This is a genomic window from Nocardioides oceani (assembly GCF_030412965.1).
Taxonomy (GTDB): Bacteria; Actinomycetota; Actinomycetes; order Propionibacteriales; family Nocardioidaceae; genus Nocardioides; species Nocardioides oceani.
In genome coordinates this window covers 1-13,372 of the sequence record NZ_JAUHJQ010000010.1, presented here as the reverse complement: position 1 = coordinate 13,372, position 13,372 = coordinate 1, and the positions used below count along the sequence as shown (strand labels likewise).

The following is a 13,372-nucleotide window of genomic DNA, read 5'->3' as shown; positions in this document are numbered from 1 at the left end:
GATCGAAGCAGGCACCACCGACGAACCGGCGCAGGCCTCACTCACGGGCCGGGCTCGCCCGGTCGTCTGCTCGCGAAGTACCGCTCGAGCTCGTGCAGCGTCTCGGGGTCCAGCGCATGCTCCGGGTCCGCGACGATGTCGCGCTGCACGCGCTCACGCGCGACGGCGTACAACGGCGAGCCGAGGGCGTCGGGCAGGTTCCGGACGTACCAGCCGCGGAACGTGCGCGCACCCCACCGCTGCAGCATGCGGGCCACGAGCCCCGGCCGGCCCCGACGTACCCAGAAGCCGACCGCCTGGCCGAGCACGAAGGCGAGCCCGAAGGCCAGCGCCATGACCCCGAGCGTGCCGGCGATCTCGTCGCTGGCGAAGTTGTCCACCACGGCGAGCAGCCCGCCGTAGTAGACGGGCGTCAGCACCTCCACCTGGTCCAGGTACGGACCGACCCGCTCGGCGGCCGCGGCCAGGTCGCCGATCGAAGCCAGGTCCGGCTTCGCGTCCCAGGCCTCGCGGACGTGGCCCCACGCGTCGCCGGGGTCCCAGGGCAGCGCGTCCCTGGCCTCGAGGACCTCGCTGTACGTCGTCTCGATCCCGTCCAGCGTCTGCGTGCTGCTCTCGATGGCCTCCTCGAGCTCCGCCTGCGGAGGCGTCTGCTCGTTCACGTGGTCGAGGGCGACCTGGATCTCCTGTCGATGCTCCACGACGTACTCCGCCGCGCGGTACCGCTCGGCCAGGCTCGGCACCGCTGCGATCGCGTCCTGCCCCTTGCCGCCCACCGTCTCCGCGTCGCTCAGCGCGACCGCCACGGCCGCGCCGGCGCCGTACGCCTTGATCCCCAGCTCGAGGAGCGAGCCCGCGACGAGACGGCCGGCCTCCAGCCGCCGGCGCAGCGTCGGGCTGTCGGAGCCAGGTGTCACAGGGCGTCTCCCGGGAGGTGCGCGGGCCGAGCCGCAGAGGTACGTCGACCTCCCCGTTGCCCCCTCGAACGGATCTCAACGATCCGGCTGCGGCGGGGACGGCACGGCCCCACGCCCGTACGCTCGCCGCGTGGCAGAGGTCGTGCGGCTGATGAGCGACCACAGCGCCGACTGGCCGCTGTGGCACGAGGGTGGGACGGGCCGCGAGGACTGGCCTCGGCTCTCCGACGAGCTGGCCAGCGACCTGGACCGCTGGAACGCGCTGTGGCACGGCGACCACCGGTACGGCTGGACCGACGAGGACGCCCGCCGGGGGTACGTCGACGAGGCGCCGGTCCTCGCCGAGCGCCTGCAGCGCGAGCTGGGCCGGGACTGGGTCGTCGAGGTCGGTCCGCTCAGCTGATCCGGGCCGACGACGGCCGGCAGCCGGTCAGTGCAGGCCGGACCAGCCCGAGACGTCGAGGCCCCAGTCCTTCGCGAGCCGCTCGGCCTGCGGGCGGTACATCACCTGCAGGGACTCCTTCAGCCCCGGCGTCCACTCCCACTCGGCCTGGGACGACGAGCCGGAGGCGCGCTCGACCTCGGCCAGCGGCACGGGGTCGACGCCGATGAGCCGCCACACCTCGCCGACCGCGGCCTGGGGGTCGCGACGGACGACCTCGTAGACCATGACGTGCATCCGGTCGCGGCCCACGGCCGCGGCCCAGGCGTCGAGCTGGTCGGCGTAGAAGCCGCTCCAGGTCTGGATGGTGATCGGGACGGGGTAGGGCCAGGACTTGCCGCGGGTGGCGGCGAGCCGCATCGCGGAGCGGAACCGCTCGACCGGGTCGCGCAGCAGCACCAGGACCGGCGCGTCCGGCACGAGCCGGGCGGCGGTCGCGGGCGCGGACGCGTGGCGCAGCGACTGCGGGGTCCACTCACCGCGGTGGACGCCGTCGGCGGGGAAGAGGTCGAGGTACTCCGCGGCCTCGACCCGGCCGTCGGCGACCTTGTGCAGCAGCTGCTGCTCCTTCTTCCCGTTGGTGCCGAGCCCCACGGCGGGGTGCTGGGTGAGCAGGTCGGTGAACCACGTCGTGCCGCTGCGCTGCGCGCCGATCCCCAACCACGCCGGTGAGCTCATGGGGAGCACCCTAACGACGCGCCGACCGGCCCCACGCAAACCCCTGGCGCCACGGTCGGGGACCGCGGCTAGGGTCGCCGTCATGAGCGCGCCGGGTCTCGATCCCACCTTCACCGCCCTCCCCCACCGCCAGCTCGGCGAGGTGGCGCTGAGCCGGGCGCGCGAGCTCGGCGCGAGCCACGCGGAGTTCCGCTTCGAGCGCGTCCGCTACCAGCACCTCGGTGTGCGCGACGGCGTGCTGCAGGGCGCGAGCGACGCCGAGGACCTCGGCTTCGCGGTCCGCGTCGTCCACCGCGGCGCGTGGGGCTTCGCCTCCGGCGTGGTGCTCACGCCCGAGGAGGCGGTGCGCGTCGCCGACACGGCCGTCCAGGTGGCCCAGGTCGCCGCCGCGATGACGCCGACGCCGGTCGAGCTGGCCCCGGAACCGGTGTACGACGACGTCACCTGGGTCTCCGCCTTCGAGATCGACCCGTTCTCGGTGCCGGTCGCCGAGAAGGCCGCGCTCCTCATCGACTGGACGCAACGGCTGCGCACCGGGGCGGCGGTCGACCACGCCAGCGCCGACCTGCAGCAGGTCGACGAGCACAAGTACTACGCCGACCTGTCGGGCACGCGGACGACCCAGCGGCGCGTGCGGCTGCAGCCGTCGTTCGAGGCGATGGGCACCGGCGCGGACACCTTCGACTCGATGGCGAGCATCGCCCCGCCGGTCGGCCGAGGCTACGAGTACCTCGTCGGCGGGGCCGCCGGGCCGCTGTGGGACTGGGACGCCGAGATCGCCGAGGTCCCCGAGCTGCTCGCCGAGAAGCTCCGGGCGCCCAGCGTCGAGGCCGGCGACTACGACCTGGTCATCCACCCCTCGAACCTCTGGCTCACCATCCACGAGTCCATCGGGCACGCCACCGAGCTCGACCGGGCGCTGGGCTACGAGGCCAACTACGCCGGCACCAGCTTCGCGACGTACGACAAGCTCGGCACGCTGCAGTACGGCAGCCCGGTCATGAACGTCACCGGCGACCGCACCGTCGAGCACGGCCTGGCGACGACCGGGTACGACGACGAGGGCGTCGCCACGCAATCGTGGGACATCGTCCGCGACGGCGTGCTCGTCGGCTACCAGCTGGACCGGCCGATGGCCGCGATGAAGCCCGAGCTGGCCGGCCCCGAGCACCCGCAGGGCCGCTCCAACGGCTGCGCGTACGCCGACTCCCCCGGCCACATCCCGATCCAGCGGATGGCGAACGTCTCCCTGCAGCCGGCGCCCGACGGGCCGAGCACCGAGGAGCTGATCGGCCGCGTCGAGCGCGGGCTCTACGTCGTGGGCGACAAGTCCTGGAGCATCGACATGCAGCGCTACAACTTCCAGTTCACCGGCCAGCGGTTCTACGCCATCCGCGACGGCGAGCTCGTCGGGCAGGTGCGCGACGCGGCGTACCAGTCGACGACCACCGACTTCTGGGGCTCGATGGAGGCCGTCGGCGGCCCCGACACCTGGGTGCTCGGCGGCGCGTTCAACTGCGGCAAGGCCCAGCCCGGCCAGGTCGCGGCGGTCAGCCACGGCTGCCCGACGGCGCTCTTCCGCGGCGTCCGGATCCTCAACACCACCGACGAGGCAGGCAACTGATGGCGACCACCACCCCGCAGTCCCTGGTCGAGCACGCCCTGGCCAGCACGATCGCCGACGACTGCGTCGTCATCGTCGCCGACCGCACCAGCGCGAACCTCCGCTGGGCCGGCAACACCCTGACCACCAACGGCGTCATGCACGGCGTCGCGGTCACGGTGGTCTCCTTCATCCGGCGCGGCGAGGGCACCTGCGTCGGGTCGGTCTCCGGCAGCGCGACCGACCAGGCGCAGATGACCGAGCTGGTCCGGGCCGCCGACGCGGCCGCCCGCGCCGCCGACCCGGCCGAGGACGCCGCCGAGCTCGTCCGCGACCGCACCTCGCCGGACTGGGACGACGAGCCGGTCCGCACCGGCATCGCTGTCTACGACGCGTTCGCCCCGGCCCTGGGCGAGGCGTTCGGCCGGGCCGCGTCGGGCGGTCGGGTGCTCTACGGCTTCGTCAACCACGAGCTCACCACCACCTACCTCGGCTCGACGACGGGGTTGCGCCTGCGGCACGTCCAGCCGACCGGCCACTACGGCTGCACCGGCAAGACCAGCGACCTCACCTCGAGCGCCTGGGTCGGCGGCGCCACCCGCGACTTCACCGACGTCGACGCGCTCGCGATGGAGGCCGAGCTCGAGCAGCGGCTCGGGTGGGGCCGGCGCCGCGTGGACCTGCCGGCCGGCCGGTACGACACCGTCCTGCCGCCGAGCGCGGTGGCCGACCTGATGATCGACGCCTACTGGTACGCCGGCGCGCGGGTCGCCCACGAGGGCCAGTCGGTCTACAGCCGCCGGGGCGGGGGCACCCGCGTCGGCGAGCGGATCGCCCGGGAGGGCGTCCACCTGCTCAGCGACCCGGCGTACCCCGGCCTGGAGTCCTCGCCGTTCGTGGTCGCCTCCGCCTCGGGCAACGAGTCCTCGGTCTTCGACAACGGCCTGCCGCTGGAGCGCACCGAGTGGATCCACGACGGCGAGCTCGCCGCGCTGCTTCAGACCCGGCACTCCGCGGGGATGACCCAGCTGCCGGTGACCCCGGCGATCGACAACCTGGTGCTCGACGTCGACGGCGGCGCCGGCAGCGCCCAGGACCTCGTCGCGGGCGTCGAGCGCGGGCTGCTGCTGACCTGCCTGTGGTACATCCGCGAGGTCGACCCGCAGACGCTCCTGCTGACCGGGCTGACCCGCGACGGCGTCTACCTCGTCGAGAACGGCGAGATCACCGGCGCGGTCAACAACTTCCGGTGGAACGAGAGCCCCGTCGACCTGCTGCGGCGCTTCACCCACGCCGGCGCGACCGTCCCGAGCTTCAGCCGCGAGTGGGGCGACGACTACTTCAGCCGCACCGCCACCCCGGCGCTGCGGGTCCCGGACTTCAACATGTCGAGCGTCTCGCAGGCCATGTGAGGGAACCCGTCGGTCGAGCGGCTCGTCGCACCGACATGCACCCCTCGCGCCTCGTCGGCTCGGCCGGAGCGGTGGCCGCCGTCGTCCTGCTCGGCGGCTGCACCAGCTCCGGCACCGAGCCCGGCCTGCGTCCGGGCCCGTCCGCGTCGGCCGGGCAGGAGCTGCCGGGCACGGGCGCCGTCGCCGCCGCCATCTGCGCGGCGACCCTCGAGCTCGACGGCCGGACCTACCTCGGCCACGGCGAGCTCCGCCGGCAGCCGGAGGTCACCGGCCGCCGGCTCGACGGCGTGGTGCCCGGGTGCGACGACACCCCGAACCGGGGCGACCCCGAGCCCGACCGGTCCGTGCAGGCCGAGGAGCTGGCGGACCTGCCCGCCGAGGTCGCCGTGCTGCTCGACGGGAGCGTCTACGTCCGTGACGGCGAGGAGCTCCCGCCGGAGGTCCGCGTGTGGTTCGACTCGCCGACCTGCGACCACGCGGGCGAGCTGGGGCTGACCGGCACCTGGCTGGCGGTGCGAGGCCCGCACGAGCCGCGGTTCGACGGCGACATCCGGCCGCCGTACCGCATCGAGGTCGAGGTCACCACCGGCGCGCCGTCGTACGCCGGCACGAGGCTGTGGATCCACGTCGGTCCCGCCGCCGATCCGCTCCTGGGCGCGGCCGACGTGCGCGACACCCTGTGGGAGGGCGGAGTGGTGAGGGCGAGCGTGCGCTGCGACAGCGACCGGTTCGTGGCGACCGCCGTCCGCTCAGCCGGCTAGCCGCACCTCGAGCCGGGCGTGCACCCGCCCGAGCAGGAAGGCCTCCCCGGTCGTGGCGGCGGCCCGCGCGAGCTCGCGGACCTCCTGCTGGGCACGGGCCCGGGTGAGCCCGTCGCCCAGCACCCCGGCGACCTCGGCCCGCCGGCAGGCCCGCTTGGCGTCCTTGCCGACGACCGGGCGCACCAGCGTGGCGACGTCCTCGACCCGGACCATGGCCCGGTGCAGCCGCTCGACGTCGAAGGACTCCTCGTCCTTGCGCGTCTGGGCGGCCGCCCGGCGCTCGGCCTTGTCGAGCCGTCGACGCAGCTGCTTGCGCGTCGGCACGTCCTCGGTGGGCGGCTCGGTGACCAGCCGGTCGAGCGAGCGCAGCAGCGCGAGGTAGCGGTCCTCGCGCAGCAGCTCGAGGGTGCGAGCAGCGTGCTCCTCCTCCCGCTCGCCCAGCGTCTCGCGCACCAGCCGGCGCACCGGCGCCACCGCCTCGCGCTCGTCCTCCAGCGCGGCCAGGACGCGCTCGCGCGCAGCCGCCACGGCCGCGGTCTCGACGAGCGGCTCCGCCAGCCAGGCGAGCTCGGCCCGCACGGGGTCGGTCACCGGGCGCCCCCACGTCGGGCGCAGCACCCACAGCGCGGCCCGCAGCCGCCGCACCACCGTGGCCAGCTCCGCGGAGACCGGCTGCCCGCGCCGGAGGCCGCTGTCGAGCACCTTGAGCCGACCGACGTCCGCGGCGACGGCCCGCAGCACCGGGTCCTCGACCTCCGGCAGCGTGGGGAGCCGCTCGCCGAGAGTGGCGACGATCTTGCGCGCGAGCGGGCGCACCGGCGCTCCGTGGGCCGCGAACAGCTCGTCGGCCGCCGCGAGGAGGTCCTCGTCGCCCTCGACCAGCTCCAGCTCCCACTCCCGCCAGGTCACCGGACGGCCGCCGGCCGGCGTCCCGACGACCTCGTCGTCGGCCAGCTCGGCCAGGACGGTGCCGTCCTCGGCGACCAGGTGACGCACCGTGCGGCGGGTGGTCACCGTCGCGACGGGCGCGAGCGCGACACCCCGGGTCCAGGGCACGACCAGCTCGCGCAGCCGCGCCGGCACGGTCTCGCCGCGGCCCAGCCGGTGGTGCACCTCGTCGCGGCCGCCCGGCGCGGGCAGCTTGAGGTGCCAGCCCTCGTCCGGCCCACCGCTCCGCGCGCGCAGCGTCACCCCGGCGGTCGTCAGGTCCAGCCCGCCCGTGTCGTGGTACGTCGCGTGCAGCTCGTGCACGACCGGCTCGGTCACCCGCGCCACCCCCGGCAGGCCGCCCTCCCCGGCGAGCACCGGCGGCTCGGCGTCCGGCGGCGGCGCGTAGGTGTGCTCGACCTCGAGGTGCGTGCGCGGCATGCCCGCCCGGTACCCACCGCCCGGTCCAGACCACGAGCGCGACGCGCAACCGAGGCCCGCCCCTGGGCGTACCCACCGTGTCATCCACGCACCCACAGGAAGCAGCACCACCCATGCGCACACCCCTCGCCCTCGCCGCCGTCGCCACCGCGATCGCCGGCCTCGGCCTCTCCCCCGCCACCGCCTCACCCACCACCGGAACCGCCGCCGAGGAGCCGACCGTCACCCACGAGCGCGGCGTCGTCATCGAGTGCGGCGGCACGTTCGGCGACGAGGAGGTGTTCGTCTCCGTCTACGAGAACGACACCTTCGCGAACGTCCTCCAGGTCGTCGTCGGCGACGACGGCCTCGGCCGCTCGCGTGAGTCCGCGGCCGGGTTCGTGTCCCGCGGCGAGGTCCGCGCGAGCCTCCGCCTCGACGGCCGACGCGTCCTGGTCAGCGGCACCGCGACCCGCCACGGGAAGCGGATCGCCGTCCACGAGGAGCACGACGACGCCGGCCAGCACATCGTCGTCGACGGCTTCCACCGGCTCCTGCGCACCGACCTGACCATGCTCTGGAAGGGCAGGACGGTCGACCTCGACTGCGGCGAGGCGTTCCGCTACGACCTGCAGGTCACCACGACCGACACCACCGGGGACTGACCGCCGACCCGACCGGTCACCTCTCCCCCGCAGGCACGCGCAGCGGCGTACCTTCACCGACCCGGATGCCCCCCAGGAGCGGGGGCGTCCGGGTCGTACGGCGTCCGGGTCAGCACGAAGGTCGCGACCTCGAGGTGCCCGACGCTCCCGTCGGCCCGTCGCACGACGTGCAGCTCCTCGCCGTGGTGGTAGCCGGCCGTGCCGACGATGCGGCCGTCGACGACCCCGAAGCGCCACTTCTCCGACCCGCCCGGTCCGGTCGCGACGACGTCGCCGCCGCCCTCGCCGCCGCCCAGCGCGAGGACGAACGGCGTGTTGCCCCAGTGCCACGTCCCCAGCACGCCGTCCAGCTCGGGCGGCACCGTGTCGGTCGGCCGCCAGGGCCGCGGGAGGGCCGGCTCGCACGACTCGAGCTCCTCGAGCAGCGCGCGCGCCAGCTCCGTCGGGGAGAAGCCCGTCGTCGCCGAGGCGAGCACCACCGCAGCCGTGCGACGCGGACGGTCGGCGAAGCACGCCGCCAGGAAGCCGGGCATCGACCCGCCGTGGCCGAGCAGCATGCCGGATCCGCCCTGCAGCAGCTGGAACCCCAGCCCGTGCGCGGAGGCCAGGGACCCCGCCGACCCGGACTGCGGGACCGACGCGTCGTCCAGCCAGGAGGCGTCGAGCACGTCCGGGTGGCCGTCGACCAGGAACGCGGCGTACGTCGCCAGGTCGGCGACCGTCGACCACAGCTGCCCCGCGGGCGCCAGGGCGCGGGTGTCCGTGGCCGGCTCGGCGACCAGCTCGCGGGTGTAGGGGTCGACGCTCCACCCCTGGGCCGCCGCTCCGGTCGGCAGGTAGGAGGTGCGCGTCATCCCGAGCGGCTCCAGCACCAGCGCCGCGACGCACTCGGCCCAGGGCCGGCCGTGCACGCGGGCGGCGAGCTCGCCGAGGAGCGCGTAGCCGAGGTTCGAGTAGTGGAACCGCGACCCGGGCGCGGCGACCGAGGGCGCGGAGGCGTGCGCGGCGACCAGCTCCGCGAAGGGCACGCCGTCGGACCGCTCCCACCACTCGCCGGCCGGCTCGGCGGCGATCCCCGAGGCGTGGGCCAGCAGGTGGCGCACCGACCGGTCCCCGTACGGCACCTCGCCCAGCACCGCGGACACCGGGTCGTCGAGGTCGAGACGCCCGTCGCGGACCAGCTGGAGCACGAGGACCGCCGTGAGCGTCTTGGTGATCGACCCGATCCGGTGCTGGACGTCGACGACGTCGTGGCCGGGCACCTGCGGGGTGCCGTAGGTCCCGGTCCACAGGAGGGCGCCGTCGCGCACCACCCCCGCCGTCACCGACGGCAGCCGGCCGCCGGCCTGCGCCCGCGCGAGGTGGACGAGGAGCCGGCGGCCGGTGCTGTCAGCGACGCTCATGGGGCCATCTTGGCGGGCTACTCCGCGAACGCCTCGAGCGGCGGGCAGGAGCACTGCAGGTTCCGGTCGCCGTAGGCCTGGTCGATGCGCGCGACCGGCGGCCAGTACTTGTCCGGGTCCACGCCGGTGGGGAACACCGCGAGCTCGCGCGAGTACGGCCGGTCCCAGTCGCCGACGAGCGCGCGCGAGGTGTGCGGGGCCCCGCGCAGCGGCGACTCCTCGGGCGTCCACTCCCCCGCGCCGACCCGGTCGATCTCGCCCTTGATCGCGATCATCGCCTCGCAGAACCGGTCGATCTCGGCCAGGTCCTCGGACTCGGTCGGCTCCACCATCAGCGTGCCGGCGACCGGGAACGACATCGTCGGGGCGTGGAAGCCGTAGTCGACCAGCCGCTTGGCGACGTCGTCGACGCTCACGCCGGTCTCCTTGGTCAGCCCGCGCACGTCGAGGATGCACTCGTGGGCGACCAGGTCGCCGTGCCCGCGGTAGAGCACCGGGAAGTGCTCGCCCAGCCGCGCGGCGACGTAGTTGGCCGACAGCACCGCGCTCGCGGTCGCCCGGGTCAGGCCGGCGCCGCCCATCATCCGCACGTAGGCCCACGAGATCGGCAGGATGCCCGCCGAGCCGTACGGCGCCGCACTGATCGGGCCGATGCCCTCGCGCTTGGTGACGTCGGGGTGCATCCCGTGCGAGGGGAGGTACGGCGCCAGGTGCTCGCGCACCGCGACCGGGCCGACGCCCGGGCCGCCGCCGCCGTGGGGGATGCAGAAGGTCTTGTGCAGGTTCAGGTGCGACACGTCGCCGCCGAACTCGCCGGGCTTGGCGTGGCCGAGCAGCGCGTTGAGGTTGGCGCCGTCGACGTACACCTGGCCGCCGTGGGCGTGGACCACCTCGCACAGCTCGGTGATCGTGTCCTCGTAGGCCCCGTGGGTCGACGGGTAGGTCACCATGATCGCGGCCAGGTCGTCGGCGTGCTTCTCGCACTGCGCGCGCAGGTCGTCCATGTCGACGCCGCCGTCCGCCGCGGCCTTGACCACGACCACTCGCATGCCGGCCATCACCGCGGAGGCGGCGTTGGTGCCGTGGGCGGAGGACGGGATCAGGCACACGTCCCGGGCGGTGTCGCCGTTGGCGCGGTGGTAGCCGCGGATCGCGAGCAGGCCGGCGAGCTCGCCCTGGGAGCCGGCGTTGGGCTGGATCGAGACGCGGTCGTAGCCGGTCACCTTGGCCAGCCAGCCCTCGAGCTGGTCGACGAGCAGGTGGTAGCCCGCGGCGTCCTCGGCCGGCGCGAAGGGGTGCAGGTCGGCGAAGCCGGGCAGCGAGACCGGCTCCATCTCGGTGGTCGCGTTGAGCTTCATCGTGCACGACCCGAGCGGGATCATCCCCCGGTCCAGCGCGTAGTCCCGGGCCGAGAGCCGGCGCAGGTAGCGCAGCATCTGGGTCTCGCTGTGGTGGGCCGAGAACACCTCGTGGGTGAGGTACGGCGTCGTGCGCCGCAGCGGCTCGGGCAGCGCGTCGGCGGTGGCCCGGTCGAGCCCGTCGACGTCGACCTCGTCCACGCCGAAGGCCGCGAGCACCCGCTCCACGGTCGACCGGGTGGTGCACTCGGAGGTGCTGATCCCGACCGTGTCGGCGTCGACGAGCCGCAGGTGGATGCCCCGCTCCCGCGCGGCCGCGACGACCTCCGCGGCCCGGCCCGGGGCGGCGACCTGGATCGTGTCGAAGAACTCCCCGTGCCGCGGCTCGTGCCCGGCCGCGGCCAGCGCGGCGGCCAGCACGGCGGCGTACCGGTGGGTGCGGGTGGCGATCGCGCGCAGTCCCGCGGGGCCGTGGTGCACGGCGTACATCGAGGCGACCACGGCGAGCAGCACCTGCGCGGTGCAGATGTTGGACGTCGCCTTGTCGCGGCGGATGTGCTGCTCACGGGTCTGCAAGGCCAGGCGGTACGCCGGACGCCCCTCTGCGTCGACCGACACCCCGACCAGCCGGCCGGGCAGGTGCCGCTCCAGGCCGGAGGCGACCGCCATGTAGCCGGCGTGCGGGCCGCCGTAGAACAGCGGGACGCCGAACCGCTGCGAGGAGCCGACGACGACGTCGGCGCCCATCGAGCCGGGCGACTCCAGCAGCGTCAGCGCGAGCAGGTCCGCGGCGACGACGGCGAGGCCGCCCTGCTCGTGGACCGCCTCGATGAGCGGCCGCGGGTCGAGCACCCGGCCGGACGCGCCGGGGTACTGCACCAGGACGCCGGAGACCGGGCCCTCGGGCAGCCCGTCGGCCAGCTCGGCGACGACGACCTCGATGCCCATCGCCTCGGCGCGGGTGCGGACCACCTCGACGGTCTGCGGCAGCGCGTCGGCGTCGACCACGAACGGCCCCTCCGCCTTGCGGTTGCCCCGGCGCACGAGCGTCATCGCCTCGGCCGCGGCGGTGCCCTCGTCGAGCAGCGAGGCGTTCGCGGTGGGCAACCCGGTCAGGTCGCCGACGACGGTCTGGAAGTTGATCAGCGCCTCGAGCCGGCCCTGGGAGATCTCCGGCTGGTACGGCGTGTACGCGGTGTACCAGCTCGGGTCCTCGAGCACGTTGCGGCGGATCACCGGCGGGGTGATCGTGGCGGAGTAGCCGAGGCCGATCATCGCCTCGAGCGGGTTGTTCATCGCCGCGATCGCCCGCAGCTCCCGGGCGGTGGCGTCCTCGGACTGCGCGGCCGGCAGGTCGAGCGCCGCCTCGGTGCGGATGCCGCCCGGCACCGCCGCGAGCATCAGCTCCTCCAGCGAGCCGAAGCCGAGCCGGTCCAGCATCGCGGCCTCGTCGGCCGGCCGGAGGCCGATGTGGCGGTCGACGAACGGCAGCGCGCCGTCGAGCTCGGACAGGGCGGGGTGGTCTGACATGGGCGGGCTCCTCGGACGCGGGGTCTGGGTGCCTCCCCCTCTGTCACACCGGCACTGGTGCTCCAGAGTCGCCTGATCCGCACGGTCCGGGCGCCTGAGAGGTTCCGGGGAGGAATTGCCCCTTCGGCGCTCCGCTGCCGGCCGGTGCTGCTCGGTGGTGCGGGTGGCCGGGCGGAGACTCTCCCGTGCGGGATTGTCAGCGCCGCCGAGGTTACCAGCCCGCCGGTGCCCGACCGGAACCTCGCTGCCGGAACGACGACGGCCCGCCTCCCTCGCGGGACGGCGGGCCGGACGTCGTACGCCGGGTGGCGGTGGCTGCTGGTCAGCCGATCTTGCGGGCGGCGCGGCGCGCGGCGAGCTCGTCGCCGGCGGACGGCGCGGCCTCCTCGGCGGTGCGCTCGCTGGGCAGCTCGGCGAGGGTGCCCTCGATCTCGCGCCACACGCCGCCGATCGCGATGCCGAAGACGCCCTGACCGCCCTGGAGCAGGTCGATGACCTCGTCGTTGCTGGTGCACTCGTAGACCGAGGCGCCGTCGCTCATCAGCGTCACACGGGTCAGGTCGTCGGTGCCGCGCTCGCGCAGGTGCTGGACCGCGGTGCGGATCTGCTGCAGCGAGATGCCGGCGTCGAGCAGGCGCTTGATGACCTTGAGGAGCAGGATGTCGCGGAAGGAGTAGAGCCGCTGCGAGCCCGACCCGCTCGCACCGCGGACGGTCGGCTCGACCAGTCCGGTGCGGGCCCAGTAGTCCAGCTGCCGGTAGGTGATGCCGGCGGCGTTGCACGCGGTGGGGCCGCGGTAGCCGGTGTCACTGGGCAGGGGCGAGACGTCGTCGGTGAAGAGAAGACCCTGCTCCTCGGCCACCTCGGCCGCGACCGTGGCCTCGGCGTTCTCGCCCTGCTGCTCGTGCTCGTTCACACGGTCCTCCGTGGGTCTACTCCGTTGCGCGTAACTACCCGGGGAAGGTGCCGTGATCGCGGAGCGCAACCACAACGGTGGAGTTACAACAGAGACAGTTCAAGGTAGGCCCCACCGGGGAGGCCGTCAAAGATGATCGCGGCGTGTCGTGACCCACAACCTGAGGTTGAGGGTCAGGCCTCGGACGGCCGCGGACCCGATCGGCGCGCGCGCCGGCGTCAGCGCGACTCGAAGTCCTCGGGCGTGACCTGGTCGAGGAACTCGCGGACCTTCTCGACCTCGTCCTCCTGCTCCGCGGGCACCGCGAGGCCGGCTTCGTCGAGGACCTCCTCGGCGCAGA

11 protein-coding genes and 1 riboswitch are annotated in these 13,372 nt (G+C 74.5%); of the genes, 5 read left to right on the top strand and 6 right to left on the bottom strand.

What is annotated here, in order from left to right; translation table 11 throughout:
- Nucleotides 1-41: 41 nt before the first annotated feature.
- Nucleotides 42-917 carry a hypothetical protein gene (locus tag QWY28_RS18990; RefSeq protein ID WP_300954187.1) on the bottom strand — a complete coding sequence of 292 codons (876 nt, stop codon included), beginning with the start codon at nucleotides 915-917 and terminating at the stop codon, nucleotides 42-44.
- A gap of 130 nt (nucleotides 918-1,047) precedes the next feature.
- Between QWY28_RS18990 and QWY28_RS18985 the strand changes: the two genes are divergently transcribed.
- Nucleotides 1,048-1,320, top strand: coding sequence for an immunity protein CdiI family protein (locus QWY28_RS18985; RefSeq protein WP_300954185.1), 273 nt, complete (start codon nucleotides 1,048-1,050; stop codon nucleotides 1,318-1,320).
- Nucleotides 1,321-1,347: 27 nt separating this feature from the next.
- Here the strand turns inward: QWY28_RS18985 and QWY28_RS18980 are convergent, their stop codons facing one another.
- Entirely contained in the window at nucleotides 1,348-2,037 is a 690-nt protein-coding gene (locus tag QWY28_RS18980) for a sulfotransferase family protein (RefSeq protein WP_300954184.1), read from the bottom strand.
- Between the two features lie 82 nt (nucleotides 2,038-2,119).
- On the opposite strand from QWY28_RS18980, the gene QWY28_RS18975 reads away from it, so the two are divergent.
- From QWY28_RS18975 to QWY28_RS18965, 3 genes are read left to right on the top strand one after another with little or no spacing between them, the layout of a single operon-like run.
- Entirely contained in the window at nucleotides 2,120-3,661 is a 1,542-nt protein-coding gene (locus QWY28_RS18975; protein WP_300954183.1) for a TldD/PmbA family protein, read from the top strand.
- On the top strand, nucleotides 3,661-5,052 hold the full coding sequence (locus QWY28_RS18970) for a metallopeptidase TldD-related protein (RefSeq protein WP_300954182.1): 1,392 nt from the start codon (nucleotides 3,661-3,663) through the stop codon (nucleotides 5,050-5,052). The genes QWY28_RS18975 and QWY28_RS18970 overlap by 1 nt, the downstream gene beginning before the upstream one ends.
- A 35-nt stretch (nucleotides 5,053-5,087) precedes the next feature.
- Nucleotides 5,088-5,813, top strand: a complete 726-nt coding sequence (locus QWY28_RS18965; protein ID WP_300954181.1) for a DUF6281 family protein — start codon at nucleotides 5,088-5,090, stop codon at nucleotides 5,811-5,813.
- Here QWY28_RS18965 and QWY28_RS18960 read toward each other — a convergent pair.
- A complete protein-coding gene (locus QWY28_RS18960) occupies nucleotides 5,802-7,181 on the bottom strand; it encodes a CYTH and CHAD domain-containing protein (protein WP_300954179.1) in 1,380 nt (459 codons plus the stop codon). The genes QWY28_RS18965 and QWY28_RS18960 overlap by 12 nt on opposite strands.
- Before the next feature lie 113 nt (nucleotides 7,182-7,294).
- On the opposite strand from QWY28_RS18960, the gene QWY28_RS18955 reads away from it, so the two are divergent.
- Nucleotides 7,295-7,825, top strand: a complete 531-nt coding sequence (locus QWY28_RS18955) for a hypothetical protein (RefSeq protein ID WP_300954178.1) — start codon at nucleotides 7,295-7,297, stop codon at nucleotides 7,823-7,825.
- A 53-nt stretch (nucleotides 7,826-7,878) separates the two neighbouring features.
- On the opposite strand, the gene QWY28_RS18950 is transcribed toward QWY28_RS18955, so the two are convergent.
- The 3 genes from QWY28_RS18950 to QWY28_RS18940 form a co-directional block, all read right to left on the bottom strand.
- Nucleotides 7,879-9,228, bottom strand: coding sequence for a serine hydrolase domain-containing protein (locus QWY28_RS18950; RefSeq protein WP_300954177.1), 1,350 nt, complete (start codon nucleotides 9,226-9,228; stop codon nucleotides 7,879-7,881).
- A 17-nt stretch (nucleotides 9,229-9,245) separates the two neighbouring features.
- Nucleotides 9,246-12,116, bottom strand: coding sequence for an aminomethyl-transferring glycine dehydrogenase (gene gcvP, locus QWY28_RS18945; RefSeq protein ID WP_300954176.1), 2,871 nt, complete (start codon nucleotides 12,114-12,116; stop codon nucleotides 9,246-9,248).
- Nucleotides 12,117-12,188: 72 nt separating this feature from the next.
- Nucleotides 12,189-12,312: riboswitch (glycine riboswitch) on the bottom strand.
- 126 nt (nucleotides 12,313-12,438) lie between these two features.
- Nucleotides 12,439-13,032 carry a MerR family transcriptional regulator gene (locus QWY28_RS18940; RefSeq protein WP_300954174.1) on the bottom strand — a complete coding sequence of 198 codons (594 nt, stop codon included), beginning with the start codon at nucleotides 13,030-13,032 and terminating at the stop codon, nucleotides 12,439-12,441.
- Nucleotides 13,033-13,372 lie beyond the last annotated feature (340 nt).

Excerpts from the sequence above, each read along its gene's own strand:
- QWY28_RS18975 (WP_300954183.1), top strand. The coding sequence starts at position 2,120 with ATGAGCGCGCCGGGTCTCGATCCCACCTTCACCGCCCTCCCCCACCGC.
- QWY28_RS18955 (WP_300954178.1), top strand. The coding sequence starts at position 7,295 with ATGCGCACACCCCTCGCCCTCGCCGCCGTCGCCACCGCGATCGCCGGC.
- QWY28_RS18950 (WP_300954177.1), bottom strand. The coding sequence starts at position 9,228 with ATGAGCGTCGCTGACAGCACCGGCCGCCGGCTCCTCGTCCACCTCGCG.
- QWY28_RS18960 (WP_300954179.1), bottom strand. The coding sequence starts at position 7,181 with ATGCCGCGCACGCACCTCGAGGTCGAGCACACCTACGCGCCGCCGCCG.
- QWY28_RS18965 (WP_300954181.1), top strand. The coding sequence starts at position 5,088 with ATGCACCCCTCGCGCCTCGTCGGCTCGGCCGGAGCGGTGGCCGCCGTC.
- QWY28_RS18980 (WP_300954184.1), bottom strand. The coding sequence starts at position 2,037 with ATGAGCTCACCGGCGTGGTTGGGGATCGGCGCGCAGCGCAGCGGCACG.
- QWY28_RS18970 (WP_300954182.1), top strand. The coding sequence starts at position 3,661 with ATGGCGACCACCACCCCGCAGTCCCTGGTCGAGCACGCCCTGGCCAGC.
- gcvP (WP_300954176.1), bottom strand. The coding sequence starts at position 12,116 with ATGTCAGACCACCCCGCCCTGTCCGAGCTCGACGGCGCGCTGCCGTTC.